This window comes from Acidovorax sp. FW305-C-20-28 (assembly GCF_058783375.1).
Map to the genome: position 1 here is coordinate 60,450 of NZ_JBYSYM010000024.1, position 23,457 is coordinate 83,906.

General features: G+C 67.9%; 25 protein-coding genes and 2 tRNA genes. 18 read left to right on the top strand and 9 right to left on the bottom strand.

From position 1 onward, the window contains the following. The first annotated feature begins 260 nt into the window (after nt 1-260). The 4 genes from AC3WOH_RS24295 to AC3WOH_RS24310 all read left to right on the top strand — a co-directional run bounded on the left by AC3WOH_RS24295 (nt 261) and on the right by AC3WOH_RS24310 (nt 2,749). Complete coding sequence (locus AC3WOH_RS24295; RefSeq protein WP_007858657.1) at nt 261-533, top strand: HU family DNA-binding protein; 273 nt, start codon at nt 261-263, stop codon at nt 531-533. Between the two features lie 22 nt (nt 534-555). After that, nucleotides 556-631, top strand: a tRNA-Val gene (locus AC3WOH_RS24300). A 62-nt stretch (nt 632-693) separates the two neighbouring features. After that, nucleotides 694-2,622 carry a SurA N-terminal domain-containing protein gene (locus AC3WOH_RS24305; RefSeq protein WP_492231896.1) on the top strand — a complete coding sequence of 643 codons (1,929 nt, stop codon included), beginning with the start codon at nt 694-696 and terminating at the stop codon, nt 2,620-2,622. Between the two features lie 51 nt (nt 2,623-2,673). Further along, nucleotides 2,674-2,749 (top strand) — tRNA-His (locus AC3WOH_RS24310). A 127-nt stretch (nt 2,750-2,876) separates the two neighbouring features. On the opposite strand, the gene AC3WOH_RS24315 is transcribed toward AC3WOH_RS24310, so the two are convergent. Continuing rightward, nucleotides 2,877-3,689 (bottom strand): flagellar brake protein, encoded by an 813-nt coding sequence (locus AC3WOH_RS24315; protein ID WP_492231897.1) that lies wholly within the window; start codon nt 3,687-3,689, stop codon nt 2,877-2,879. A gap of 294 nt (nt 3,690-3,983) precedes the next feature. On the opposite strand from AC3WOH_RS24315, the gene AC3WOH_RS24320 reads away from it, so the two are divergent. Continuing rightward, the gene (locus AC3WOH_RS24320; RefSeq protein WP_492231898.1) at nt 3,984-4,337 is read left to right on the top strand and encodes a hypothetical protein; all 354 of its coding nucleotides are present in this window, start codon (nt 3,984-3,986) and stop codon (nt 4,335-4,337) included. 18 nt (nt 4,338-4,355) lie between these two features. On the opposite strand, the gene AC3WOH_RS24325 is transcribed toward AC3WOH_RS24320, so the two are convergent. Beyond that, nucleotides 4,356-4,700: a hypothetical protein gene (locus AC3WOH_RS24325; RefSeq protein WP_492231899.1), complete on the bottom strand. Its 345-nt coding sequence runs from the start codon at nt 4,698-4,700 to the stop codon at nt 4,356-4,358. A 184-nt stretch (nt 4,701-4,884) separates the two neighbouring features. On the opposite strand from AC3WOH_RS24325, the gene AC3WOH_RS24330 reads away from it, so the two are divergent. The 5 genes from AC3WOH_RS24330 (at nt 4,885) to AC3WOH_RS24350 (ending at nt 8,264) form a co-directional block, all read left to right on the top strand. After that, nucleotides 4,885-5,175, top strand: a complete 291-nt coding sequence (locus AC3WOH_RS24330; protein WP_492231900.1) for a DUF2024 family protein — start codon at nt 4,885-4,887, stop codon at nt 5,173-5,175. Between the two features lie 112 nt (nt 5,176-5,287). Beyond that, nucleotides 5,288-5,914, top strand: a complete 627-nt coding sequence (locus AC3WOH_RS24335) for an NAD(P)H-dependent oxidoreductase (RefSeq protein ID WP_492231901.1) — start codon at nt 5,288-5,290, stop codon at nt 5,912-5,914. A 98-nt stretch (nt 5,915-6,012) separates the two neighbouring features. Continuing rightward, entirely contained in the window at nt 6,013-6,630 is a 618-nt protein-coding gene (locus AC3WOH_RS24340; RefSeq protein ID WP_492231902.1) for a TetR/AcrR family transcriptional regulator, read from the top strand. 85 nt (nt 6,631-6,715) lie between these two features. Continuing rightward, nucleotides 6,716-7,711, top strand: coding sequence for an aldo/keto reductase (locus AC3WOH_RS24345; protein ID WP_492231903.1), 996 nt, complete (start codon nt 6,716-6,718; stop codon nt 7,709-7,711). A gap of 4 nt (nt 7,712-7,715) precedes the next feature. Further along, nucleotides 7,716-8,264, top strand: coding sequence for a hypothetical protein (locus AC3WOH_RS24350; protein ID WP_492231904.1), 549 nt, complete (start codon nt 7,716-7,718; stop codon nt 8,262-8,264). On the opposite strand, the gene AC3WOH_RS24355 is transcribed toward AC3WOH_RS24350, so the two are convergent. Continuing rightward, nucleotides 8,261-9,772: an MATE family efflux transporter gene (locus tag AC3WOH_RS24355; RefSeq protein ID WP_492231905.1), complete on the bottom strand. Its 1,512-nt coding sequence runs from the start codon at nt 9,770-9,772 to the stop codon at nt 8,261-8,263. The genes AC3WOH_RS24350 and AC3WOH_RS24355 overlap by 4 nt on opposite strands. A gap of 288 nt (nt 9,773-10,060) precedes the next feature. Between AC3WOH_RS24355 and AC3WOH_RS24360 the strand changes: the two genes are divergently transcribed. Then, the gene (locus AC3WOH_RS24360) at nt 10,061-10,225 is read left to right on the top strand and encodes a hypothetical protein (protein ID WP_492231906.1); all 165 of its coding nucleotides are present in this window, start codon (nt 10,061-10,063) and stop codon (nt 10,223-10,225) included. 86 nt (nt 10,226-10,311) lie between these two features. On the opposite strand, the gene AC3WOH_RS24365 is transcribed toward AC3WOH_RS24360, so the two are convergent. Beyond that, complete coding sequence (locus AC3WOH_RS24365; RefSeq protein WP_492231907.1) at nt 10,312-11,256, bottom strand: hypothetical protein; 945 nt, start codon at nt 11,254-11,256, stop codon at nt 10,312-10,314. Between the two features lie 473 nt (nt 11,257-11,729). Here AC3WOH_RS24365 and AC3WOH_RS24370 point away from each other — a divergent pair, with 473 nt between their 5' ends. Further along, nucleotides 11,730-13,184, top strand: a complete 1,455-nt coding sequence (locus tag AC3WOH_RS24370) for an RCC1 domain-containing protein (protein ID WP_492231908.1) — start codon at nt 11,730-11,732, stop codon at nt 13,182-13,184. 112 nt (nt 13,185-13,296) lie between these two features. Here the strand turns inward: AC3WOH_RS24370 and AC3WOH_RS24375 are convergent, their stop codons facing one another. Then, nucleotides 13,297-13,638, bottom strand: coding sequence for a hypothetical protein (locus tag AC3WOH_RS24375; RefSeq protein WP_492231909.1), 342 nt, complete (start codon nt 13,636-13,638; stop codon nt 13,297-13,299). Nucleotides 13,639-13,727: 89 nt separating this feature from the next. Between AC3WOH_RS24375 and AC3WOH_RS24380 the strand changes: the two genes are divergently transcribed. From AC3WOH_RS24380 to AC3WOH_RS24390, 3 genes are all read left to right on the top strand, one after another. Continuing rightward, nucleotides 13,728-15,239: an NYN domain-containing protein gene (locus AC3WOH_RS24380; protein WP_492231910.1), complete on the top strand. Its 1,512-nt coding sequence runs from the start codon at nt 13,728-13,730 to the stop codon at nt 15,237-15,239. Nucleotides 15,240-15,345: 106 nt separating this feature from the next. Further along, the gene (locus tag AC3WOH_RS24385; protein WP_492231911.1) at nt 15,346-16,185 is read left to right on the top strand and encodes a hypothetical protein; all 840 of its coding nucleotides are present in this window, start codon (nt 15,346-15,348) and stop codon (nt 16,183-16,185) included. Nucleotides 16,186-16,386: 201 nt separating this feature from the next. Continuing rightward, nucleotides 16,387-17,178 (top strand): hypothetical protein, encoded by a 792-nt coding sequence (locus AC3WOH_RS24390; RefSeq protein ID WP_492231912.1) that lies wholly within the window; start codon nt 16,387-16,389, stop codon nt 17,176-17,178. 146 nt (nt 17,179-17,324) lie between these two features. Here the strand turns inward: AC3WOH_RS24390 and AC3WOH_RS24395 are convergent, their stop codons facing one another. Genes AC3WOH_RS24395 through AC3WOH_RS24405 form a run of 3 tightly spaced genes read right to left on the bottom strand, consistent with a single transcriptional unit; the run spans nt 17,325 to nt 19,278 of the window. Continuing rightward, entirely contained in the window at nt 17,325-17,897 is a 573-nt protein-coding gene (locus AC3WOH_RS24395) for a peroxiredoxin family protein (protein ID WP_492231913.1), read from the bottom strand. 11 nt (nt 17,898-17,908) lie between these two features. Then, nucleotides 17,909-18,451 carry a carboxymuconolactone decarboxylase family protein gene (locus AC3WOH_RS24400; RefSeq protein WP_492231914.1) on the bottom strand — a complete coding sequence of 181 codons (543 nt, stop codon included), beginning with the start codon at nt 18,449-18,451 and terminating at the stop codon, nt 17,909-17,911. A 41-nt stretch (nt 18,452-18,492) separates the two neighbouring features. Further along, complete coding sequence (locus AC3WOH_RS24405; RefSeq protein ID WP_492231915.1) at nt 18,493-19,278, bottom strand: hypothetical protein; 786 nt, start codon at nt 19,276-19,278, stop codon at nt 18,493-18,495. Nucleotides 19,279-19,446: 168 nt separating this feature from the next. On the opposite strand from AC3WOH_RS24405, the gene AC3WOH_RS24410 reads away from it, so the two are divergent. Next, nucleotides 19,447-20,322, top strand: coding sequence for an AraC family transcriptional regulator (locus tag AC3WOH_RS24410; protein WP_492231916.1), 876 nt, complete (start codon nt 19,447-19,449; stop codon nt 20,320-20,322). 23 nt (nt 20,323-20,345) lie between these two features. On the opposite strand, the gene AC3WOH_RS24415 is transcribed toward AC3WOH_RS24410, so the two are convergent. Then, nucleotides 20,346-21,221: a LysR family transcriptional regulator gene (locus AC3WOH_RS24415; protein WP_492231917.1), complete on the bottom strand. Its 876-nt coding sequence runs from the start codon at nt 21,219-21,221 to the stop codon at nt 20,346-20,348. Between the two features lie 125 nt (nt 21,222-21,346). Between AC3WOH_RS24415 and AC3WOH_RS24420 the strand changes: the two genes are divergently transcribed. Both AC3WOH_RS24420 and AC3WOH_RS24425 read left to right on the top strand, forming a co-directional pair. Then, on the top strand, nt 21,347-22,483 hold the full coding sequence (locus AC3WOH_RS24420; RefSeq protein ID WP_492231918.1) for a mandelate racemase/muconate lactonizing enzyme family protein: 1,137 nt from the start codon (nt 21,347-21,349) through the stop codon (nt 22,481-22,483). Continuing rightward, entirely contained in the window at nt 22,480-23,415 is a 936-nt protein-coding gene (locus AC3WOH_RS24425) for a dihydrodipicolinate synthase family protein (RefSeq protein ID WP_492231919.1), read from the top strand. The genes AC3WOH_RS24420 and AC3WOH_RS24425 overlap by 4 nt, the downstream gene beginning before the upstream one ends. Nucleotides 23,416-23,457: the final 42 nt, after the last annotated feature.

Below are 23,457 nucleotides of genomic sequence, written 5' to 3' on the forward strand. Positions count from 1 at the left end.
GTTTGAGACAAAACCGCGCCGCAAGCCCGGACGGGGTGTGAAATACGACTAGAATTCATCCCATCGCTGTGGCAATGCAGCGTGTTGTATTGACACCTTGAAAGTCGATGGCTTTAATCTGATGCAGCAGCCCCTGCTGTGTACGCCAGTCATTCCCCCGTCTGCAGACACCCGGCCTTCACAGGCTGTGACTTCTGACGTGTGAAGACCAGATACCCAAGACATACTTCTTCATCAACGCTTTTCCCGAGAGGCTTCTTGTGAACAAAACTGAACTGATCGAGCACATCGCTAACAACGCCGACATCTCCAAGGCCGCTGCAGCGCGTGCCCTGGAATCCACGATCGAGGCCGTCAAGAAGACCCTGAAGAAGGGCGGTACCGTTTCGCTCGTCGGTTTTGGCACCTTTGCCGTGGGCAAGCGCGCTGCCCGTACCGGCCGTAATCCCCGTACGGGCGATACGATCAAGATCAAAGCTGCTAAAGTGCCGAAGTTTCGTCCAGGCAAGGCTCTGAAAGACGCCTTGAACTGAAGACACGTTTGTTGTTGAGGCGGGGTCCTTAGCTCAGTTGGTAGAGCGGCTCCTTTACACGGAGTAGGTCGGCGGTTCGAGACCGTCAGGACCCACCACCACCGAACACGAAGGCGAACGCAAGTTCGCCTTTTTGTTTTTTGTCATTGAAAGTTCGATCATGTTTGAATCCATCCGCAAGCACTCCAAGATCATGATGTTCTTGTTGTTCTTGCTGGTCATTCCCTCGTTTGTGCTGGTCGGCATCGACAGCAACTACTTCTCTGAAAAGAGTGCCGTGGTTGCGCGCGTGGATGGCAACAAGATCACACAGACCGAATGGGACAACGCGCACCGGGCCGAGAGCGACCGCATCCGCGCGCAGCAGCCCACCATGGACGCGAAGCTGCTCGACTCCCCCGGCGCCCGCTACGCCACGCTCGAGCGCATGGTGCGCGAGCGCGTGCTGGCCGCCGCCGCCCAGAAGATGCACATGGTGACCAGCGACGCCCGCCTGGCGCGCAGCCTGTCCGAGATTCCCCAGATTGCCGCACTCAAGCGCCCCGATGGCAGCATGGACAACGAAGCCTACCGTGCCCTGGTGGCCCAGCAGGGCCTCACGCCCGCCGGCTTCGAAGCGCGCGTGCGCAACGACCTGTCGGTCAACCAGATCCTGGGCGGCGTGGTCGGCTCGGCCTTCGTGACCGATGCGCAGATCGCCCAGTCGCTGGACGCACTCTACCAGCGCCGCGAGATCCAGGTAGCTCGCTTCAACGCAGCCGATTTCGCCTCCAAGGTCACACCCACCGACGCCGACCTGGAGGCCTACTACAAGGCCCACCCCGCACAGTTCAAGCAGCTGGAATCGGCCAATGTCGAGTACCTGGTGCTCAGCCTCGACACCGTGCGCGACAGCATCACGCTCAATGAAGGCGACCTGCGTACCTACTACAACGAAAATGCTGCGACCCTGGGCTCCAAGGAAGAGCGCCGCGCCAGCCACATCCTGATCAAGGCCGGCAAGGACACGCCTGCCGCCGACCGCGAAAAGGCCAAGGCCCGCGCCACCGAACTGCTGGAGCAGGTGCGCAAGGCGCCGGCCACCTTCGCCGATGTGGCCAAGAAGAACTCGCAGGACGGCTCGGCCGCGCAAGGTGGCGACCTGAACTTCTTCGGCCGCAAGGACATGGTCAAACCTTTCGAAGACGCGGCGTTCGGCCTCAAGAAGGGCGAGATCAGCGACGTGGTGGAAACCGACTTCGGCTACCACATCATCCAGGTCACCGACATCAAGCCCTCGCGCGTGCCTCCGTTCGAAGAACTGCGCCCCAGCATCGAGAAGGACCTCAAGGCCCAGCAGGCCCAGCGCAAGTACGCCGAAGTCGCTGAATCCTTCGCCAATGGCGTGTACGAGCAGGCCGACAGCCTGGCACCCGTGGCCGAGAAGCTCAAGCTCAAGGTGCAGACCGCCAATGGCGTGACCCGCACCCCCGTGCCCGGCGCCACCGGCCCGCTGGCCAACGCCAAGTTCCTCGAAGCCCTGTTCTCGTCGGACTCGGTGCAGAACAAGCGCAACACCGAGGCCGTGGAAGTGGGCCCCAGCCAGATGGCATCGGGCCGCATCGCCAGCTACACGCCGGCCGAGACCCTGCCGTTGGACAAGGTGCGTGACAAGGTGCGCACGCTGTACGTGGCCGAGAAGGCCGCCGAGCTGGCACGCAAGGAAGGCGAGGCCAAGCTGGCCGAGTACACCGCCAAGCCCGACAGCAACGCAGGCCTGACCGCCGCCGCCACGATCGCGCGCGACACGCCCATGAACTTCCCGCGCCCCCTGATCGACGCCGCCCTGCGTGCCAACGCCGACAAGCTGCCCGCCTTCACAGGCGTGGACCTGGGCGCCGGCCAGGGCTATGCCGTGGTCAAGGTCAACCGCATCGTGCCGCGCGACAAGCCCGAAGCACAGCGCGCCCAGCAAGAGCGCATGCAGCTTATGCAGTGGTGGAGCACGGCCGAAGGCGTGGCCTACTACGAGATGCTCAAGGAGCGCTTCAAGGTCGAGATGAAGGTGAGCCGCCCCTCCGAGTTGACCATCACCCCAACAGAAAATTGAAGAATTTGATTCCGGGGGCAAAAACCCGGGTTATAATTTAACTCTCAAACGGTGGCTGTAGCTCAGTTGGTAGAGTCCAGGATTGTGATTCCTGTTGTCGTGGGTTCGAGCCCCATCAGCCACCCCAAATAAAACAAACCCGCCAGTGCTGTGAAGTGCTGGCGGGTTTTGTCTTTCTGCCCCCGCCATGGCCCACTCTGAGGCCGCCGGGCGGTGCAGGCGCCGGCAGGGCCGGCTCCAACGATCTCTGTCCTTCAGCCCACCACCCGGGGCGGTGCCACCCGGGTCCGTTCCGCATCGAGCCGTGCCAGGCGCAGCTGCAGCGCCTCGCTGTCGGCGGGTGACAGGTCCACGAAGCTGCAGCCGAAATGCAATTGCTCGCCCGCGAGGAAGGAGCGGAAGGCGCGGCGTGAGCGCACCTCGAGGTCCACCACCAGGGGGCTGGCGCCGTGGCCCAGTTCCACGCGCACGCGCCGCAGCTGCTGGCTGGGCATGAGCAGGCGGCCTTCGTGGGCCGAGGAGCGCAAGCCCAGGCCGCCGATGGATACGTCGTCCACCCCCATGGAGAAGCTCTCGCCGTGGAGCATGAACTCGGCGCGGAACGGCTGGCCGAGCGGTGTCTCCAGGCGCGGAAAGCGGCGCCGCTGCAGGTGGATGATCTGGTCCGGCAGCGCGGCACGCAGCTGCAGCGGGGCACCGGGTGGGGCATCCACCCAGCTGCCGCTGGTGCGCAACTGCAGCGCAATGCCCAGGGGCATGGCGACCAGCAGCACGGGGCCCGGGTCGGGTTGGGGGGCGCGGGCGCCCTGGACCTCGATCAGCAGCGCGCCGTCCTGGGGCTGCACTTCAACGATGCGCCCGGCCAGGAAGCTTGCTCCCTGCGTGGGGTACAGGCACACCAGGTCGCCGTCGTCGGCCAGGGCCTGCAGCGCCATGGCGATGTAGTGCGGGTCGGTGACGCGAAAGGGCCGGGTGTCCACATCGGCCGCGATCGGTGCGATCACCGGCAGGGCCGATGCGGAGCGGGCTGGGACAGGGGTGGGGGTTTTCTTCAGGAATGGAAGCATGTCTGCCATGTTCTGCAGGGGGCCACGGCACGGGCTGGGTGCCGGGCACATGGGCGGGTGGACGTGGGCGCCACCTGCACCGCGGAGCCCGCAACCAGCCGGCCGGCATGCGGGAATGATAGCCGCTTCCACCCGGGGCACCGGCCCAGCCACCTTTTCGGGTCATGGCGCGGTGGCGGGCCGGGTGCTAGAGTGCTTCGGGCCAAGGGGCGCGCGGGCCCCTCGCTGGATACAGGGGACATGCGCCCCAGGCTGAGTACAGAGGGGGCATACACCCCCTCGGGGGTGATGGGCGTGAACAGAACGATCATCGGCACGGTAGCGGCGCTGGGCCTCCTCGGGGTGGCCGGGGGCAGTGCGCTCTACCACTATGCCGTGGTCCGGCCCGCCGAGCTGGTGCGCCAGAACGCCCTGCTGGACGCCCAGCAACGCGCCGGGGTCCATGCGCGCGAGGTGGAGCGCACGGTCAGCTATGCGCGCTGCCTGGAGGCCGTGGGCTCGGGCGCCCGGGCCCGCAAGGCCGACCAGTGCCAGAAACTGGGGCAGGGCACGGGCTGCGAGCTGCCGCAGGACGCCGAGACCGCCCTGGGCCGGCAGCGCGAGCGCGGCGAGGTGCAGTGCTTCAACGAGGCGAAGATCGGGCTGTAGCGCCTGCCTGCGCGTGGCTCAGGCACCCGGCAGGCGCTGGCCCCACTGCTCTGCCCACGGCCCCGCCATCGTCAGCACCATCATGACCCAGGCCACGGCCACGAAGCGGCCGGGCCAGGCGGCGGGCGAGCGGCCCTGCCGCAGGGCTGCATGCAGCGCGCAGGCGGACAGTGCGAATGCCATGGGGATGGCCCAGGCCGAGACCCAGGCCAGCACGGGCTGCCGGTCGGTGAAGATGGTCGGGTGGGCCAGGGCGAAGGCCATGAGGCAGGCGATCTGCACGGCGGGCTGGCGCAGCAACTGGTAGCGGGTGACGGCAGTGCCAGCTTGCGCAGCGGTGGTGGTGATGGGCGGGTGGCTCATGGGCGGGGAATCTCCTGTCCTGGCTGCAATGTAGCAGCGGCACGGGTGCAATCCCCCGATCGGGTGGCTTTTGTGGCGAACAGACACTTCGCTTACATCCGGCCCGCAATCGCACGCCCCTGGACGATTTGGCATCTGCTGCGGACGCTTGGCGCATCTTTGGGGTGGCTGGCTGGAGACACTGGTGTTCTCTGAACACACCCAGTCCACCATGCAGATCTCCGTCTACGACACCTACGTGCAGCGCCCCGACGGGCTGCGCATGCACTTCGACATCCTCGTTCCTTCCACCGTCAGTGACCATGAACAGGTGCTGCTGTACGGGCGGCGCTACCTGGCGGCCAAGGGGCTGGCGGCCAGCGATCTGAAGGCCGAGAAGTGCAGCTTCTGCCACATGCAGTCGGCCAGCCCCGCGGTAGAGGCCGAGATCGCATCCATAGGCTTTGCCATCCTGGAGATGGAGCACTGCAGCTGAACCGCGGGACGCGGCCATACCCCCGGTGGTGCCGGGGAGAAATCCTGTCGGAATACCTATATACCAATGGTAAGTTACTATGGGTATATAGCAATTCCATGGAGTTTCTCTCATGCACGCACTCATCGTCGTTGCGCACCCCGAGCGCCAGTCCCTGACCCACGCCCTGGCCGCCCAGGTGGCGCAGGGCGCAGCCCAGGCCGGCCCGGCGGGCCGGCACACCACGGAGATCGCCGACCTGGCGGCCGAGGGGTTCGACCCGCGCTTCACCGCGGCCGACCTGGCGCTGCACCTCAAGCAGGGCCCGGCGCCCGTCGACGTGGCGGCCGAGCAGGCGCGGCTGGACCGGGCCGATGCGCTGGTGCTGGTGTACCCCGTGTACTGGTGGTCCTTTCCGGCCCTGCTCAAGGGCTGGATCGACCGGGTCTTCACCCAGGGCTATGCCTATGAGGAGGGGGCCGATGGCCGGCTCACCAAGAAGCTCGGCCACCTGCCGGTGCACTTGCTGGGCCTGGGCGGGGCCGGTGGCGGCACCTACGAGCGGCACGGCTATGCCGGCGCGATGCAGGCGCAGATCGAGCATGGCATCTTCGGCTACTGCGGTGCGCCCGTGGCCAGCGCCAGGCTGCTGCTACAGTCGCACGACAAGGACATGGCGGCTTCGCACCTGGAGGCTGCGCATGCGCTTGGCCGGGGCCTGTTCGGCCCGTCTTGTACGAATTTGCCTTCAACCGTCTAACGTCGTTGGTTCGCCTTGCCGTGCTATAGCACTGTCTGCGGCTTCCCGCCTAGTTATACGATTGAATGCAAATCCGTACTAAACCTGCCCTGGAGTCCATGCCCCGCACGCCGACGGCCCCACCACTGCCCGAGCCCGCACCCCGCCGCCGCCTGGCGCGCCACGAGCGTGCGCGCCAACTGCTCGATGTGTCGTGGGCGCTGCTGCGCGCCGAGGGGGCCGATGCGCTCACGCTGGGCCGCCTGGCCGAAGAGGCCGGCGTGACCAAGCCCGTGGTGTACGACCACTTCGGCACGCGCGAGGGCCTGCTGGCCGCGCTGTACCAGGACTTCGACGTGCGCCAGACGGCGGTGATGGACGCCGCCATCGCCGCCGCGCGGCCCACCCTCAAGGACAAGGCCGGCGCCATCGCCTCGGCCTATGTGCGCTGCGTGCTGACCCAGGGGCGCGAGATCCCGCAGGTGCTGGCCGCGCTGCAGGGCTCGCCCGAGATGGCGGCCGTCAAGCGCCAGTACCAGGAGGTCTTCATCGCCAAGTGCCAGGCCATCCTGGCACCGTTCGCGGGTGCACAGGGCCTGCAGCGCGCCGGCATGTGGGCCATGCTGGGCGCGGCCGATGCGCTGTCGGACGCGGCCGTGGCGGGCGACATCAGCGAAGCGGCGGCGCAGGCCGAGCTGTTCGAGACCATCGTCGCCATGGTCAAGCGCAGCCGGTAAGGCTGGCCGCGGCCACGCGCTGCATGCAGGGATTCGCGCGGCCGGCTACCATGCACGGCCATCCACTGACAGGGAGTGCTTTGCAATGCAACAACGCCAACTGGGCGCCCAGGGCCCGCTGACCTCTGCCATCGGCCTGGGCTGCATGGGCATGAGCGAGTTCTATGGCGCAAGCGACGACGAGAGCTCGCTGCGCACGCTGGCGCGGGCGCTGGAGATTGGTGTGACGCACTTCGACACGGCCGATACGTACGGGCTGGGTCACAACGAATCGCTGCTGGGCCGCTTTATCGCCAATGCCGGGTCTGCAGCCCGCGCGCGCATGCAGATCGCCACCAAGTTCGGCATCGTGCGCCAGGCCGGGCGGTACGAGCGGCGCATCGACAACTCGCCGGCCTACGTGCGCTCGGCGTGCGAGGCCTCGCTCCAGCGCCTGGGCGTGGAGCGCATCGATCTGTACTACTGCCACCGCCGCAACCCCGATGTGCCCATCGAGGACGTGGTGGGCGCCATGGCCGAGCTGGTTGCGGCCGGCAAGGTGGGCGCCATCGGCCTGTCGGAGGTGTCGGCCGACAGCCTGCGCCGCGCCTACGCCGTACACCCCATCGCGGCGCTGCAGAGCGAGTATTCGCTGTGGAGCCGCGGGCCCGAGGAGGGCATGCTGGCGCTGTGTGCAGAGCTGGGCACGGCGTTTGTCGCCTACAGCCCGCTGGGCCGCGCGTTCCTCACTGGCACGGTGGATGTGAAGGCGCTGGCCGACAACGATTTTCGCAAGAACAACCCACGCTTCGTGGGCGGGGCCGAGGCGGCCAACCGGCAACTGGTGCAGGCGCTCGATGCGTTTGCACGGGCGCGTGGGCTGGCCAGTTCGCAGATCGCGCTGGCGTGGCTGCTGGCCAGCCACCCGCATGTGCTGCCGATACCGGGCACGCGGCGCATTGCGTATCTGGAGAGCAATGCGCATGCGGCCGATGTGGCACTGAGCCCCGCCGAGGTGGCCGAGCTGGACCGTCTGTTCGACCCCGCCAAGGTGGCGGGCGCGCGCTACCCGGATGCCGGCTTTGTCGGCATTGAAGGGTGATGCCATGCGTGCTTGCACAGCGGCCCTGCTGGCCCTGGCCATGGTGACCGGCGGCGCGCACGCAGCCGGCGAGGGCACGCCGCCCGAGCCCCGGCCCTGGCTGGACCCGGTGGTGAGCGCGGGCTTCGAGCCCATTGTGGCGCGCTGCCGCTTCATCTACACCCAGCCCCTGCGGCCGTTGCGGCGGCTGATGCTGCTGCAGGGCGACGATGCGCCCGCTACCTATGAGTTGGCGGGCCTGTCGCACGACCTGGTGATGACCTCCCACCCCGTGCGGCCCTACCTGGGCCGGGTGATGCTGCGCTACCGGCTGGTGCTCAAGGAGCCACCCGCGGACGCGCAGGCGGAGGGCGAAGAGGCCGAGTTCGGCACCCGCGTCATCGAGACGCTGAACTTTGCCTGGCAGGACCGGCGCTGGGTGTTTCGCGGCACGTCATCGGCACTGTTCACCGGCCAAGGCGGCCGGCGCGGCCTGCCGGTGGTGGACAAGACGCCCGCCGAGGACCGGGCGGAGCATGCGCGGGCGCTGAAGGCCTGCCTGGGAGATGTCTAGGATTTGGCCGCTGCCGTGGCCTGCCCGTCGTAATTCGCCTCGCGGTCCATGGCGGGCATGGCCACACCGGTGTCGGCGGCGGTACCGGTGGCGGGCTCGTCCTCTGCTTCTTGCGGCTTGGGCCGGGTCGCCAGCGTGTTCTTGCGCCAGCCGCCGTAGCGGTAGTAGAGCCCCGCCAGCAGCACCGAGGTGATGGAGCCCAGTGGAAAACTCCACCAGATCGCCTCGGCGCCCCAGGTGCCTTGCAGCGCGCTGGCAAACGGCACGCGCACCAGCAGCATGGAGATGAACAAGATGATGAGCGGCGGCAGCACCGCACCCGTGGCGCGCACCACGCCGAAGAGCACGATGGTCACGCCGAACAGCACGAACGACCAGGCCGCCACGTTGTTGATGTGCACCGCCACGTCCACCGCGCCGCTGTCGCCCGGCAGGAACAGGCCCAGCGCATACCGGTCTGCCGCATAGAGGGCCAGCACGAGCGTGCCCGTGAGCAGCAGGTTGAACAGCACGCCCGCGCGCGCGATCTGCTCCACCCGGTCCCACCGACCCGCACCCACGTTCTGCGCGGCCATGGACGAGACCGCCGCGCCCGTGGCCAGGGCCGGCATCTGCACATAGGTCCACAGCTGCGCGGCCACGCCATAAGCCGCCGCCGTCTGCACGCCATAGCCGTTGACCAGGCCCATCATGACCAGGGCGGCCGACGAGATCACGATCATCTGCAGCCCCATGGGCACGCCCTTGACCACGATGGTGCGCAAGAGCAGCGGCCGCGGGCGAAAGTGCGCCAGCTCGTGCCGCCCCGGCAGCAGCGGGTGCTGGCGCCGCGCCAGCAGCACCAGCAGGCCGGTGAAGCTGATGCCCTGGGCCAGCAGCGTGGCCAGGGCCGAGCCCGCGATGCCCATGGGTGGCAGCGGCCCCGCGCCGCGGATCAACAGCGGGTTGAGCGCCACATCGATCGCCACCGACAAGGCCATGAACCAGAACGGCGTGCGCGAGTCGCCCGAGCCGCGCAGCACCGCCATGGCGAAGGCAAAGGAATTCATGATGGGCACGGCCACGAAGATCACGCGCAGGTAGGCCACGGCCGAGGGCAGGGCGGCCTCGGGTGTCTTGAGCAGCGCCAGGATCTGGGGCGTGAACAGCCAGCCGGCGGCTGCGATCAGCGCCGACACGGCCAGGAAGAAGGTGGCCCCCGTGCCCACCACGCACTTGGCGCGCTCGATGTCGCGCGCGCCATAGGCCTGCCCGATGAGGATGGTGGCCGCCATCGACACGCCGAACACCGCGCCCAGCAGCAGAAACAGCACGAGGTTGGCGTTGGAGGTGGCGGTGAGCGCCTCCTCCCCCAGCAGGTTGCCGATCCAGATCGCGTTGACCGAGCCGTTGAGCGACTGCAGCACGTTGGAGCCCAGCACCGGCAGCGCAAAGGCGATCAGCGTGCGGGCGATGGGGCCCTGGGTCAGGTCGCGTTGCGGGGCTCGGCGGGGTGGTGGGGTGTTCATGGCGTGGTCTTGTGCGCAGCGGTGGACCGTGCGGCATCGGCACGGGAAGCAGGCAGTCTACGTGCTGGCCTGCCCGGGCGCGTAGGACGGCATCGGAAGCGCCGTCGCCCGCCGTCATGCACTGCAAGGCAGGCGCGACCAGGGGGCGGTCAGGCCGACAGCGCGGCCAGGGCAGCGATCCGGGGCTCGGACACCTCCACGGGAATGCCGTCTTTCTGGACCGCCTGCGGGCGTGGAACCGCTTCCAGCGTGCAGACCTTGCCAGCCCCTCCTACCAGGCAGGAGGCGATGGCCGACGGCCTGGTGGCGCTGCAGGCACTGGTGCCCGACCTGGACACGGGGCCGCGCGTTGCCGCAGTGCGGCCGCAGGCGCCTGAGGCACCCCGGGCGAAAGGCAGCGCGGCAGAGGAAAAGGCGCGGCGCTCGGCGTTCGGGTTGGGGCTGGCCAACTGACCGGCTGCGGCCGGGGCATGCAGGCAAGCCCAACAAGGATTTGCAGGCCCCCAACAGGGCCTGAAAGACAGGTCGTCGTTCTTTTCTTATTCAGCGGCCTGAAGCACACGTCTTTGGCAGGTTTGCGCGTTGCCACCACCCATCTGTGGAAGGCCGGATGGGCCATGGCTTGCGCTGCAGGCCGCGCCATCGGCATGGCCCAGCGTCACGGGCACGCCGGCGGAGGACATGATCACCGTGGCGGCCCGGCCTTTGGTTTCGGTGGCGACGATGGCGGGAGCGGTTGCCACCGGCGGCGGCGCGGCAGGGCCGTCACCGCTGACCGTGTCGATGGGATCGGCTGCGCTGCGGGTGTTCCAGGTGATGGCCGCATAGCCCGCGGCGTACTTGGGCATGTCGACGTCGATGGCGCCCTGGTAGGTCATGAGCGGGGCGCCGCTCAGCTGGCGCACATAGAGCCACTGGCCCTGGTCGGTGCTGCCCTGCTTGGCATCGAGCTGGCCGCCCATGAAGCGCAGGCTGCCGCTGCCATCGTGCACGACGAGCTGTTCGGCACCGTCCTTGACCAGGCGCGAGAACAGGGCCTCGACATGCTGGCCCGTCCGGGCGGCCTGGTATTCGGCATCGCTCAGTGCGGTCGCGCGCGCAGGCTCCTTGCCATAGCGCAACACAAAGGCCGACTGGGTACCGAGGGGGGCATAGCCCGAGAGCAGGAGCGAGCGCGTGCCTACGGGAATGAAGATCTTGAACTCTTTGTGCTGTTGCAGCTGGGCGCCCGTGAACTCGGGCAGGGGCAGCGAGCCCCCACCCGGGAAGGCGCAGCCGCCCGTGCCGAAGCCGATGGCACAGCCCGTGACGCCCGTGGGGGCGTACTGCTCCTTGAACCCGATCTTGGTGTCAAAGCTGTACTGGGCGCTGCCGGCCGCGAGGGGGCGTGCCGTTTTGTGGGGGAGCTGGTGGATCGACACAAAGTTGGCAGCCTGTGCAAACGTGCTGAGCACCGCCAAAGAGACAAAAACCAGGGACCTCATTGATGAAACACTCCAGAAATAATAATTCTCGGCAAATAGTGGTCGCCCCTCTTCCCGTTGCAAAAAGCAACATCGGGGCGTTGAAGCGGCGCAGCGTACCTGAGCTTGCGTGGTCAGGGGGGGGGATCCAGGGGGGATTTCCCCTTGGTTCGCAGGGTCACCGGCCATAGGGGCCGTCATGGAGCCGCGGATTCCAGAGGGCCTGCGGCACCTTCACGTGCCTGCGCGCACGCTGCTGCTGCCGCTGCAACCTTTTGTGACATATGCGGGGCCGTGCTGCGAGAAATGGGGGATGGACGCGCCTCTCAGGGCTGGGCATGCTGCGCCTTTTGCCGGGAGGTCTTTGGGGGCGGGTTCCCTGCATCTGCGGTACCGCATGGCCTGGCCCCTTGCCCCTGGGCGCCCGATGGCGTGGCGGTGTTTTTTCTTTTTTTGTCAGGTCTATCTACCCATTTTTTGAAAGGTGCATCGCAATGACTCTCCTGGCCGTGCTGAAAACCCCCCGCCGCCTGCCGTCCAGGCCGCTGGCCTCGCTTCGCAGCCTGGCGGTGAAAGCCGGGTTCGCGTGCACCCTGGTCGCGGCAGCAGCCGGGGCCCATGCGGCCACGGTGGTGAAGTTCGCCACGGGCGCATCGAACTCGGCCGCCATCCTGAGCGATGGCACGCTGTGGACCTGGGGCAACAACATGGCTGGGCAGTTGGGCAACGGCAGCTCCGTCAGCGCGGAAAAGCCGGTCCGGGTGGGCACCGGCTTCACCCAGGTGCAGGTGGGCAGCCGCTACATGGTGGCCCTCAAGGCCGACGGCAGCCTGTGGATGTGGGGCCATGCGGTGCTCAAGGACCGCGAGTTCTACGAGACCGCGCCGGTGCAGATCGGCAGCGGCTTTGACAAGCTGCTCACGTCCGACACCGCGGCCAAGGCCGATGGCACGGTCTGGTTCTGGGGCGAGTCCAAGCTCGTCTACAGCGCGCCCGCAGGGGGCAGCAGTGGGTCGCTGGACCAGTTGCCCGCCGGTTACTGGCAGATGGCCACCGGCCCCTACAACGCACTGTTCGTGCTCGATGGCGGGGCCCTGCGCTACGTGTCGAACAACAATGTCCTCAACACCTGGCGCACGGCCTACGGCAGCACCGGGCCAGCGGGCAGCGGCTTTGCCCAGGTGGCGCTCAATGCCACCACCGCAGCGGGCGTGAAGACCGATGGCACGCTCTGGCAGTGGAAGGGCGAGGAGCAGCCGGCCTCGCTGGGCGCGGGCTATGGCCTGGTGGCCAAGGGCGCGTCGCACACCGTGGCGCTCAAGACCGATGGCACCGTATGGGCCTGGGGCTCCAACGCCAATGGCCAGTTGGGTACCGATGCAGCGGCCGATGCGGACAGCCCGCAACTGATCGGCAACGGCTACACCGCGATCGCGGCTGCGGCCCAGCACACCCTGGCCCTGAAGTCCGACGGCACCCTCGTGGCCTGGGGCAGCAACAGCGCCGGGCAACTGGGCTCAGGCCAGGCCGGGGCGCTGTCGCAAAGGCCCGCGGCCGTGGTGTTCGATGCCAGCTACTCGCCGCAACCCGGCACGGTGACCGCCACCGGGACCACCACGCGCATGACGCTCACGGCCAAGGTGCAGATCGCCAGCGATCACCTGGCCAACGGCGTCAAGGGCAATGCCTTTGTCGTGGCCATCACCACCGGCGGTGCGATCTATGCCTACAACGGCTCCACCTTCGTGGCCGCCAATGCGTTCAGCATTCCCGCCGCATGGACCAGCAGCCTGCAGAACACGACCACGGCCCTGTTCACCGACCAGGACCTGACGGCCCTGGCCGGCAGCGCGTTCTTCGTCGGGTATGGGCTGGGCGTGACGCCATCGGAGGCTCTAGGGGAGATGCTCACGGCCAAGCGCTACCAGTTGGGGTATGTGATCCCGTAACCGGTGGTGTGGTGCTGTTGTGATGCAGGCAAGGCCCGCGCAAGCGGGCTTTGTTTTTGGGGCCATGATCTGCGCGGTCGATTACGGGGCACTCGTCTTGCCCCTTGGCCAGTCAGTCTGCATCTTCGTGCTTGCCATCGCGCACCAGGGTCCATGGAGTCCGGGCCCTGCAATGCGGGCACTGCAGGGGAACGCGAAGTGGCGTGATGAACGCGATGTATTCTCCAAGGACCCCATGCGGGTCGTCTCCGCCAAAGATGGACTCTCTGCAGCGTGCACAGTGCTGTGAGGCGACGTAGTAGCCGTAGCAGACCAGGGCGGGTGCGGCGATCAGCAGGGCGATGAGCGCACCCACCAGGCCGCTGCCCCTTGCGCTGGCATACAGCATGCCCAGAAAAGCGAGCAGCAATACATTGGCTGTGGCGCGCGCTGCGCGGGTGTAGGTGCGTGTCATGCGGGCAATGCCATTGTCAAAAGCTTGATCGCGGACCCCCGTCCCGTTCCGTGTGATGATTGCGGCTGCATTAGAACGGACTTTCTCCCATGGCATCCCCCTTAGACAACAGCATCAGCATGGCCCTGTTCTGCGACTTTGAAAACGTCGCCCTGGGCGTGCGCGATGCGCAGTATGAAAAATTCGACGTCAAGCCCGTGCTGGAGCGCCTGCTGCTCAAGGGCTCCATCGTGGTCAAGAAGGCCTATTGCGACTGGGAGCGCTACAAGGGCTTCAAGGCCGCGATGCACGAGGCGAACTTCGAGCTGATCGAGATTCCGCACGTGCGCCAGTCGGGCAAGAACTCGGCCGACATCCGCCTGGTGGTGGATGCGCTGGACCTGTGCTACACCAAGTCGCATGTGGACACCTTCGTCATTATCAGCGGCGATTCGGATTTTTCGCCCCTGGTTTCCAAGCTGCGCGAGAACGCCAAGCAGGTGATCGGCGTGGGGGTGAAGCAGTCCACCTCGGACCTGCTGATCGCCAACTGCGACGAGTTCATCTTCTACGACGACCTGGTGCGCGAGAAGCAGCGCACGCTGGCACGGCGCCAGGGGCAGGGCGGCGGCGCATCGGCAGCGCCGGCGGCACCACGGCGCACGCCTGAAGAAGAGCGCCAGCGCAAGGAAAAGCAGGACGCGCGCCGCACCCAGGGCGTGGAGTTGGCAGTGGAGACCTTCGAGGACCTGATCTCCGAGCGGGGCGACAGTGGCAAGATCTGGGCCTCGGTGCTCAAGGAGGCGATCAAGCGCCGCCGGCCCGACTTCAGCGAGGGCTACTACGGCTTTCGCACCTTCGGCAACCTGCTCGAAGAGGCGCAGGCGCGCGGGCTGATGGAGTTTGGGCGCGACGAGAAGTCGGGCGCCTATGTGTTCCGCAGCCTGGGTGTTGGTGCGGCGCCAGACGCCCCCGCAGCCGGTGAGCGCCAGGGCGGCCAGCGCCATGATTTCCATGCCGTGGCCGCGCTGCCCGAGCAGGCCGAGGGCGGTGGCGGCCGGGGTGGGCGCGGCCGTGGGCGGCGGGGCGAGGGGCCGTCTGCGCGTGGCGGGGTGCCGCAGCATGGCGATGGCCAGCAGGACCTGCTTGCGCAGGAGGCAGTCCATGCCGGACCCGGCGCCGATGCGCACAGCGACGATGCTGCACCGCAGGACGAGCCGGTGGTGAGCCGTTATTTCAGCCAGCCGGCGGCTGTAGTGCCTGCACCTGCGCTGGCCTACGCCCCCGTGGCGGCCGAGGAGCCGGAAGATCCGGCCGCGCAGCCGCCGGCCCTGGAGGCTGGCGCAGAGGAGCAACCCGTGGCGGTGGACGATGGAGCGCAAGCAAGCCCCGCACCCCGCAGCCGCCGGGCTGCCCCCGCGGCGCGCAAGAAGAGCGCCGGCAGCCGCAAGGCCGCTGCTGACGCGCCTGTGGCCGAGCCCGCGTTGAAAGAGGCCGGGGCGGATGATGATGTTGGTGCGGCTGCGGCTGCGGCTGCGGCCCCCGCGCCTGCCAAAGCGGCGGCTACGCGCGCACGCAAGCCACGCGGCACGGGCACCAAGTCGGCCAAGCCGGCAGAGTAGGTTGTTGCTGCGGCAGGGCTGCTGCTCGCATGGCGGTGGTGGCCTTGCGCGCCTGGGCTGGCCGCAGGCGGGTCACAAGAAGAAGGAGATGCGAATGAAGAGGGGAATGAACCGTGCGCTTGCGGTGTGCGCCATCGTCGGTGCCACCACAGGGCTGTTGGCCGGTTGTGGCGAGAAGCCGCCGGAGGCCGCGGCTGTTGCGTCAGCACCGGCTCCGGCGTCCGCGCCACCGCCGCCCAAGCCGCCTTACACCAAGGTGCAGTGGCGGGAGGCGTTTCGCTCCAGCTTCGAAGAGCGGCAAAAAGACAGCAAGTCTGCAGGCGAGGACGGCATCACCGAGTACATGGCCTGCAGGAACATTCGGCCTGACGGGACCTGTGCTCTGCTTGCATTTGGAACGCGCGATGCCTTTCGCAAGCTGGACCACCTGACGCCTGTCTCCACCCGCCTGAACAAAAACATCCGCCCGGACAGCTACATCGGTATCTACATCGCGGCACTGGAGTGCGAAGCGCCGTCGATCATGATCGCGCCCACCATCAACCGGCGTGGCGGCTGGCTGTTCATCGAGAAAGTGGCACTCATGGCCGATGGCGAGCTTGTTCTGGAACGCGACTTCTCCAAAGGCAAGGTGGAGCGTGAGCCGTCGGGCCGCTTTGTCCATGAGAAAGCCACTTTCATTGCTACAGCGGCCGAGCGCGCGGCGCTCAAGGCCTTTGTGGATGCCAAGAGCCGTGCCATCCGCATCACCGGTGAGAAAGGCTATGCCACGGTGGGCAAGCGGGACACGGAAGAGTTCGTCATGGATGCCGGTGCGGTCCTGGAATTCATGCAGGCCATGGACGATGCGTTCCAGGCCAATGGGGGCCCGGTGTGCGATGTGGTGCCGGATGCTTCTGCCACACCTGCACCCACGCCTGCGCCCGCAGCGGCCCCCAGATCCTGAAGTTGCCGTGGGTCGCAGCAGCCGCCGCATCTGCTGCGGTTGTGCACACGGCGGCGGTGCGGCCGTTTTTCGTAAGCAAAGGTCAATGGCCCCGGGCTTTCTGGCTGGCGGTCTACCTGCTGTGCGGCCGGTGAGTCATGATTGCCCCGGGGCGAGAGTGTCCCTGCGAAAAAAGTACAACGCACAACAGGAGAAGATCGCATGCATTCGACGACAAGAGGAGTCCCTGCGCTGAGGCATGTCGCGGCCCTGGTGGCCTGCGCGGGGTTGGCTGCCTGCGGTGGCGGTGATGACCGCGCCAGCTATGCGCTGGGTGGCAGCGTGAGCGGCCTGGCCACCGGCCAGTCCGTGGTTCTGGCCATGGCCGGCGGTGGTGATGACGAGGCCACCGTGACCGTCAACGGGAGCTTTGCCTTCACCCGGCCTGTGTTGGATGGCAGTGCATATGCGGTGGCTGTGAAGACGCCGCCCACCGGTGCCGGGTGCGTGGTGCGCAACGGCACCGGCACGGTGGCGGGGGCTGCGGTGAACACGGTGGCGGTGCGCTGCGCGCCGCTGGCCACCTTGGCGGACGGCCCGTGGGAGCAGGACCGCTGCCAGCCCTCGGCCACTGGCGGGGTGCGCACGCTGTGGAATTTCACGACCCCGTCCAACGGCCCGCTGACGGCGGGGGTGGGCACGGTGGCGTATGGCAACGCGCAGTGCGATGGCGTAGGGGTTGCGACCTCGGGCGCGCTGAGTGCCACGTTCTGGTTCCAGCAGGAGCGTGCGGAGGCTGGTGCGGGTTTGGCTGCTTTTTGGGGCAAGCGCCAGACCTTTCCGGGTGGTCTGCTGAACCCTGCCGTGTTCACGCCTGTGGTGCTGGTGCGCAAGGGCAACTACCTGTGTCTGCTGGAGGACACTGCGACGCCGTCGGTCTATCCGAATGCGGCGAGTGTGGAGGCTGCGGTTGGTGCGGCCATCGCAGCGGGGCAGTGTTTTACGCCCCGTTGAAGAGGGCGGGGACTCTGTGCTGAGAGGCTGGGGTACTTATTTGCTGCATGCCTTTGCTGAGGGCGGAGGCCGGGCGCACATCCCGGCCTCCACCCTCAACACCGAAGCAGCGGTGCGCAATGGGAATAGCTGTGGCAATCCATCACTCAACCGACTACCGCGCATCCATCGGCATCACAAGCAGCGTCTCTCGGATGAGAACCACCCGCGCTAACCGTGGTGCCGACGGATGGCGTTCCGGACCGAGCCCCGGCGCCCGGCGCCGCCACCAACTGCGCCACCAGCGCCCCCACGCGCATGTCATCGATGCGACCGAAATGGTTCAGCCGCAGCCGACCCGCGCGGTCGATCAACAGCAGGCTGGGGGTACCGCGCAGCCCATAGGCCTGCATGGTGCGCGGGATGGGGTTGTCGCCCGCACCCGGCATGTCGATGCCGATGGGAAAGGCCAAACGGTATTCATGCGCAAAGGCCTCGAGCGCCTGCGGCGTCATCACCGCATGGTGCTCGAACACCGAGTGCAGCCCCAGCACGGCCACGTCGCGTTCATCGAACATCGCATGGATGGCCGCAGCCTGGGGCAAGCCATGGGCCACGCAGCCGGGGCAGAGCATCTGGAAGGCGTGGACCACCACCACCTTGCCGCGCAGGCCTTGCAGCGTGATCGGCGCATCGGTGTTGAGCCACTGCGCGATTTCCAGTTCAGGTGCGTAGTCCATGGCCGGGCCTTTCAACGCTTCAGTGCGACGGAGGGAAAGTCCACCGGCACCGCGAACGCCACGTTCACGTAGTTGGTGAACAGGTTGAGCGCCACGTGGGCAAGGATCTCGACCGCCTGGCCATCGCTGAAGCCGGCGCTGCGCAGGGCCTGCACGTCGGCCTCCGACACCTGGCCGCGCGCTTCCACGAGCTTCAGGGCAAAGTCCAGGGCGGCGGCGGTGCGCGGGTCGTCTGACTGGCCGGTCTGCGCGGCGCCCATCTCGGCGGCGCTGGCGCCGGCCTTGCGGCCCAGGGCCGTGTGGGCGGCCAGGCAGTAGTGGCAGTCGTTGCGGTTGGCGACCGCCACGGCGATCTTCTCGCCGAGTTGCGCGTCGATGCTGCCGCCACCGAGGGCACCGAAGAAGCCCCACATGGCGTTGAGCGCGGCGGGCGACTGGGCCACCGTGCGGAACATGTTGGGCGTGGCGCCGAAGGCGCCGTGGATGGCGTCGAGCGTGCCGGCGACGCTGGCGGGGGCGGATGCGCGGTCGATCAGGGGGATGCGGTTGTTCATGGTGATAGTTCCTTGGTTGATGTAAGTACGGGGCGGAGAAATCAGCGGTTCACTTTTCCGGGGAGTGACAGGTCGCCAGAGGCGACCTTCATCACATCGGGCACGCACAGCAGCGGCGCATGCACGCTGGCGTTCACGCGCAGCACGGCGGCCACGCCGTCGAACGAAGCGGCCTGCACGGCGCCGATGTCGTCGAAGGGCACCTTCACCTTCAGCGTCTGGCCGCTGAACTGCGGGTGCCAGCCGGGGCTGTCGATCAGGATGGGCAGGCCGGGCCAGGTCTTGGGCAATTTCGGCTTGGCGCCGGCGGGGATGTCCACCACCTTCAAATTGCCCTTGCCGCAGGCGTCGTCGGGCTGCAGCACCACCCAGTGCGAGTGCCACACATCGCCGTCGTTGGCGGGGTTGCCGTCGCCGTTCTCGTCGAACAGCGGGGTGTCGTCGAAGTCGGGGTGCGAGGTCACGGCAAAGGCCAGGATGCCGGCCTTGGGCTCGAAGCCCACGGTGGACGGGTCCAGCGTGGTCGGCCAGACGTACGAGAACACCGCGCTGCCGGCCAGCTTGCCCGACTTGGCGGGCTTGGTGGCGCCGGCCTTGCCCGAGACGGCCACGTGGAAGATGGCGGTGTTGCCCTCGGTGCTGATGCGGGTGTGGAAGATGTCGAAGGCGGGCTTGACCTTGGGCGCCGGTGCAGTGCGGATGCCGCCGGTGTGGGCGTCCTTGGCGCCCGGCTTGCCGTGCTGGTGCGCGTCGTGGGCGCTGGCGCTGCAGGCGAGGGCCGCCATTGCCAGGGCGGTGGCACTGCGGTGGAAGAAGCTGCGTCGCATGGTTGACTCTTTCCTTGTGGTGTCGATGGAGGCTTGTCTCGGCGTCTGCATGTGCTTGTTGGTTGCTGCTGCAGAGACCGTAGAACGAAGTTTGCGCCGCGATTCAGTAAAATATGGTGCATTCAATCTATGAAACATGCCATTTCGTCCTGATTTGGCATTGCCGACATGAATGCCCCCTTGCCACAACCCATCGACCGCCTGTCCGCGCTGCTCGAGCGCTTTCGCCTGCGGGCGCACCTGTTCCACGCCGGGCCGCTGTGCGGCGTGACGCACTTCGCGGCGCAGCCGGGGCGGGGGTTTCTGCACGTGCTGCGCAGTGGCGAGATGGAGGTCACGCACCGCGCGCGGGGCGTGAAGCGCCGGCTGCAGGTGAACGAGCCCACGCTGCTGTTCTACCCGCGCCCGCTGGCGCACGACTTCCACAACGCGCCGGTGGACGGGGCCGATTTCGTCTGCGCCACGCTGGACTTCGACGGTGGCGACAGCCACCCGCTGGTGCGCGCGCTGCCGCCGCTCCTGGCCCTGCCGCTGCGCGAGGTGCAGGGGCTGGAGCACACGCTGGCCCTGTTGTTCGCGGAGACCGAGCGCCTGCGCTGCGGCCAGCGCCTGCTGGCCGACCGTCTGTTCGAGGTGCTGGTGATCCAGCTCCTGCGCTGGCTGCTGGATCACACGGGCGAGACCGAGCTGCCCGCCGGCCTGCTCACCGGCCTGGCCGAGCCGCGCCTGGCGCGCACCCTGGTGGCCCTGCACGAGCGGCCCGAGGCCGACTGGACGCTGGACACCATGGCCGCGCAGGCCGGCATGTCGCGCAGCGCGTTTGCCGCGGCCTTTCGCACCCATGTGGGCCAGCCCCCGGCCGACTACCTGGCCCAGTGGCGCATGGCGATTGCGCAGACCCTGCTGCGCCAGGGCACCCCCGTCAAGGCCGCGGCCGAGCAACTGGGCTATGCCAGCGCCTCATCGTTCTCGCGCGCGTTCACGCAGGTGGTGGGGCAGGCGCCGCGGGTGTGGGTGCAGGCAGCGCAGCCGCAGCGGGCATGAGCCCCGGCCCGCGGCCCCGTGGATCAAGGCGAAAAGTGCTCCTGCGCCACGCCGTGGAACTCCTGCGCCAGCGCTGCGCGCACGGCACCGCGCAGCCACAACAGGCCCACCTCGCGTTCAGGTGAGGTGCCGGGCAGGGCGTGCTTGCGCAGCCGCGGGTCCACCGGCCCGATGACCGCCCAGTCAGGCAGCACCGAGATGCCCAGGCCTTCGGCCACGAGCTTGGCGATGGCGTCGATGCCGTCGAGCTCGAAGCGCACGCGCGGCCGTATGCCGTGGGCGCGCAGGTAGCCATCGGCCAGGCGCCCGCCCACCACCTTGCGGTCGTACAGGATGAAGGGCTCGGCCGCCAGGGTCTGCAGCACGTCCTTGACCTTCAGCTCGCGCGCGGTGACGAGCACCAGCTTTTCGCGCCGCAGCAGGCGCCATTCGCACACCTTGGGCAGCTCGAACAGCGGGTGCACGAGCAGCGCGGCATCGAGCTCGCCATTGAGGACGCGCGTGTACAGCTGGGTGGTGGGGGCCGGCTCGATGTAGATCTCGATGTCTTCGTGGCGCTGTGTCCAGGTGCGCAGGATGGGCGGGAGCATGCCCGTCATGCCGACGGGCGTGGTGCCCAGCTTGAGCGGGCCGGCCGGCAGGCGCGTGGCGCTGGCCACGGAGCGCAGGTCGCGCGCCTCGCGCAGCACGGCAGGGGCGCGCTCCATCACGCGCAGGCCGGCGGCGGTGGGCTTGACGGTGCGGCCCGTGCGCCCGATGAGGCGGCTGCCCAGGTCGACCTCCAGCGCGTGCACGCGCTGCGCCACCGTGGCGGGGGTGAGGTTGAGCTCGCGCGCAGCGGCGGCCATCGAACCCAGTTCGACGACGCGGCTGAAAGTGTGCAGAAACTGGGTGTCCATGGGGGGGCGTAAGCACATCAAGAAGATGCTTTTTGCATCTTTTGATTATGCCTGAGCGTGCTTGAACCGATGGTGTCGCCTGCCCAGAATGAAGTCTCCCTTGGCTTTCATTCGATTCAATCCCTATGCCCCGTATCCAATCCATCGAGGTCTGCGCCGTTGCCCTGCCGCTGGACCGTGTCACCTCCTTCGCGCGCCGCACCGTGAGCGCGCGCCATTACGGCCTGGTCCGTGTCCGCTCCGACGAGGGGCTCTCGGGCATCGGCTTTTGCTATGTCGGCAGCGCCGCGGGCCGGCTCTTCACCGTGGCCGTGGAGGACCTGCTGGCCAAGGTGCTGATCGGCCGCGACTCGCACGAGGTGGAGGCGCTGTGGGCCCAGATGTACCAGGAGGCGCTGCTGCACGGCCGCGCCGGCACGGTGATGCGCGCCATCAGCGCGCTGGACACCGCGCTGTGGGACCTGAACGCGCGCAGCGTGGGCCTGCCCCTGCACCGCTACCTGGGCGCCAACGCGCTGGACACGGTGCCGGGCTATGCCAGTGGCGGCTACTACCTCGACGGCAAGACGCCGCAGCACCTGGGCGAGGAGATGGCCAGCTACGTGGCCATGGGCTTTCAGGCGGTGAAGATGAAGACGGGGCGCCTGTCCCCCGCCGAGGAGGAGGCGCGCCTGCGTGCTGCGCGCGAGGCCGTGGGGCCCGACGTGGAGCTGATGATGGACTGCAACAACGGCTGGACCGATGTGACGCAGGCGCTGCAGTACATGCAGCGCTTCGAGCCCTACCGCCCGTACTTCATCGAGGAGCCATTCTCGCCCGACGACATCGACAACCATGCGCGGCTGGCCCGTGCCACGCGCGTGCCGGTGGCCACGGCGGAGATCGGCTATGGCCGCTGGTACCACCAGGCGCTGCTGGAAAAGCAGGCCGCCGCCATCCTGCAGACCGATGCCGTGGTGTGCGGCGGCATCACCGAATGGCGGCGCATTGCGGCCAACGCGGCCAGCCATGGCGTGGTGATGTGCCCGCACTGGTTCCACGACGTGCATGCGCCGCTGGTGGCGGCCACGCCCAATGCGCGCTATGTGGAGTTCTTCTGGGACGACCAGGTGCTGAACTTCCGCCGCCTGATCGACCGCCAGCTCGGGCAGCGCAATGGGCAGATCGTGCTGCACACCACGCCGGGCCTGGGCTTCGATTTCGATGAGCAGGAGATTGCACGCCACACCCGCTGGACGCGCATCGACGGGGGCGCGCTGTGAGCGGCGTGCCGCGCCTGCAGGGCGTGCTGTCGCCCGTGGTCACGCCCTTCGGGGCGGACGGTGCGCCATCGCCTGAGCGCCTGCTGGACCACTGCCGCTGGCTGCTGTCGCAGGACGTGGGGCTGGCGGTGTTTGGCACCAACTCGGAAGGCAATTCGCTGTCGCTCGTGGAAAAGCGCCAGTTGCTCGACCACCTGGCAGAGGGTGGCGTGCCGGCCCACCGGCTGATGCCAGGCACCGGCACCTGCGCGATCCCCGAGACGGTGGAGCTGAGCCGCCATGCCGTGCAACTGGGCTGCGCCGGGGTGCTGGTGCTGCCGCCGTTCTACTACAAGGGCACGGGCGACGAGGGACTGTTCGCCTACTTCGCGCGCGTGATCGAGGGGGTGGCCGATGCGCGGCTGCGGGTGTATCTGTACCACATACCGCCGGTGGCGCAGGTGGGCATCAGCCCGGCGCTGATCGAGCGCCTGCTCAAGGTCTACCCCGGCGTGGTGGCGGGCATCAAGGACAGCTCGGGCGATGCGGAGCACACCGCGCTGCTGCTGCGCGAGTTCCAGCCCGCGGGCTTCGATGTCTTTGCGGGCAACGAGACGCTGCTGCTGTCCACCCTGCGCGGCGGTGGTGCAGGCTGCATCACGGCCACGGGCAACGTCAACCCGGCGGCCATTGCGCGGCTGTACCGCAGCTGGCAGGCGCCGGACGCCGACGCGCAGCAGGCGCAACTGGACGCCGTGCGCGCGGCCTTCCAGGCCTTTCCCATCATTGCCGCGATGAAGTGGGCCCTGGCCCGGGCGACGGGCGACGCCCGCTGGGCCCAGGTGCGCCCGCCGCTGGTGGCACTGGCGCCGGACCAGGCGCAGGCGCTGGCGCTGCGGCTCGATGCCCTGGGCTTCGAGATGCCGCAGACCGGTACCCTGGCCGCGGCGTAGGCGGCCCCCATTCACGACAACAATACCGACAAGGAGACAAAC

Bases quoted from the DNA above. Each gene is read 5' to 3' on its own strand.
- AC3WOH_RS24400 (WP_492231914.1), bottom strand. From the start codon at position 18,451: ATGAACAACCGCATCCCCCTGATCGACCGCGCATCCGCCCCCGCCAGC.
- AC3WOH_RS24350 (WP_492231904.1), top strand. From the start codon at position 7,716: ATGCGTGCTTGCACAGCGGCCCTGCTGGCCCTGGCCATGGTGACCGGC.
- AC3WOH_RS24415 (WP_492231917.1), bottom strand. From the start codon at position 21,221: ATGGACACCCAGTTTCTGCACACTTTCAGCCGCGTCGTCGAACTGGGT.
- AC3WOH_RS24385 (WP_492231911.1), top strand. From the start codon at position 15,346: ATGAACCGTGCGCTTGCGGTGTGCGCCATCGTCGGTGCCACCACAGGG.
- AC3WOH_RS24345 (WP_492231903.1), top strand. From the start codon at position 6,716: ATGCAACAACGCCAACTGGGCGCCCAGGGCCCGCTGACCTCTGCCATC.
- AC3WOH_RS24375 (WP_492231909.1), bottom strand. From the start codon at position 13,638: ATGACACGCACCTACACCCGCGCAGCGCGCGCCACAGCCAATGTATTG.
- AC3WOH_RS24380 (WP_492231910.1), top strand. From the start codon at position 13,728: ATGGCATCCCCCTTAGACAACAGCATCAGCATGGCCCTGTTCTGCGAC.
- AC3WOH_RS24365 (WP_492231907.1), bottom strand. From the start codon at position 11,256: ATGAGGTCCCTGGTTTTTGTCTCTTTGGCGGTGCTCAGCACGTTTGCA.
- AC3WOH_RS24360 (WP_492231906.1), top strand. From the start codon at position 10,061: ATGGCCGACGGCCTGGTGGCGCTGCAGGCACTGGTGCCCGACCTGGAC.
- AC3WOH_RS24370 (WP_492231908.1), top strand. From the start codon at position 11,730: ATGACTCTCCTGGCCGTGCTGAAAACCCCCCGCCGCCTGCCGTCCAGG.
- AC3WOH_RS24395 (WP_492231913.1), bottom strand. From the start codon at position 17,897: ATGGACTACGCACCTGAACTGGAAATCGCGCAGTGGCTCAACACCGAT.
- AC3WOH_RS24410 (WP_492231916.1), top strand. From the start codon at position 19,447: ATGAATGCCCCCTTGCCACAACCCATCGACCGCCTGTCCGCGCTGCTC.
- AC3WOH_RS24340 (WP_492231902.1), top strand. From the start codon at position 6,013: ATGCCCCGCACGCCGACGGCCCCACCACTGCCCGAGCCCGCACCCCGC.
- AC3WOH_RS24325 (WP_492231899.1), bottom strand. From the start codon at position 4,700: ATGAGCCACCCGCCCATCACCACCACCGCTGCGCAAGCTGGCACTGCC.
- AC3WOH_RS24355 (WP_492231905.1), bottom strand. From the start codon at position 9,772: ATGAACACCCCACCACCCCGCCGAGCCCCGCAACGCGACCTGACCCAG.
- AC3WOH_RS24390 (WP_492231912.1), top strand. From the start codon at position 16,387: ATGCATTCGACGACAAGAGGAGTCCCTGCGCTGAGGCATGTCGCGGCC.
- AC3WOH_RS24305 (WP_492231896.1), top strand. From the start codon at position 694: ATGTTTGAATCCATCCGCAAGCACTCCAAGATCATGATGTTCTTGTTG.
- AC3WOH_RS24315 (WP_492231897.1), bottom strand. From the start codon at position 3,689: ATGCTTCCATTCCTGAAGAAAACCCCCACCCCTGTCCCAGCCCGCTCC.
- AC3WOH_RS24405 (WP_492231915.1), bottom strand. From the start codon at position 19,278: ATGCGACGCAGCTTCTTCCACCGCAGTGCCACCGCCCTGGCAATGGCG.
- AC3WOH_RS24335 (WP_492231901.1), top strand. From the start codon at position 5,288: ATGCACGCACTCATCGTCGTTGCGCACCCCGAGCGCCAGTCCCTGACC.
- AC3WOH_RS24420 (WP_492231918.1), top strand. From the start codon at position 21,347: ATGCCCCGTATCCAATCCATCGAGGTCTGCGCCGTTGCCCTGCCGCTG.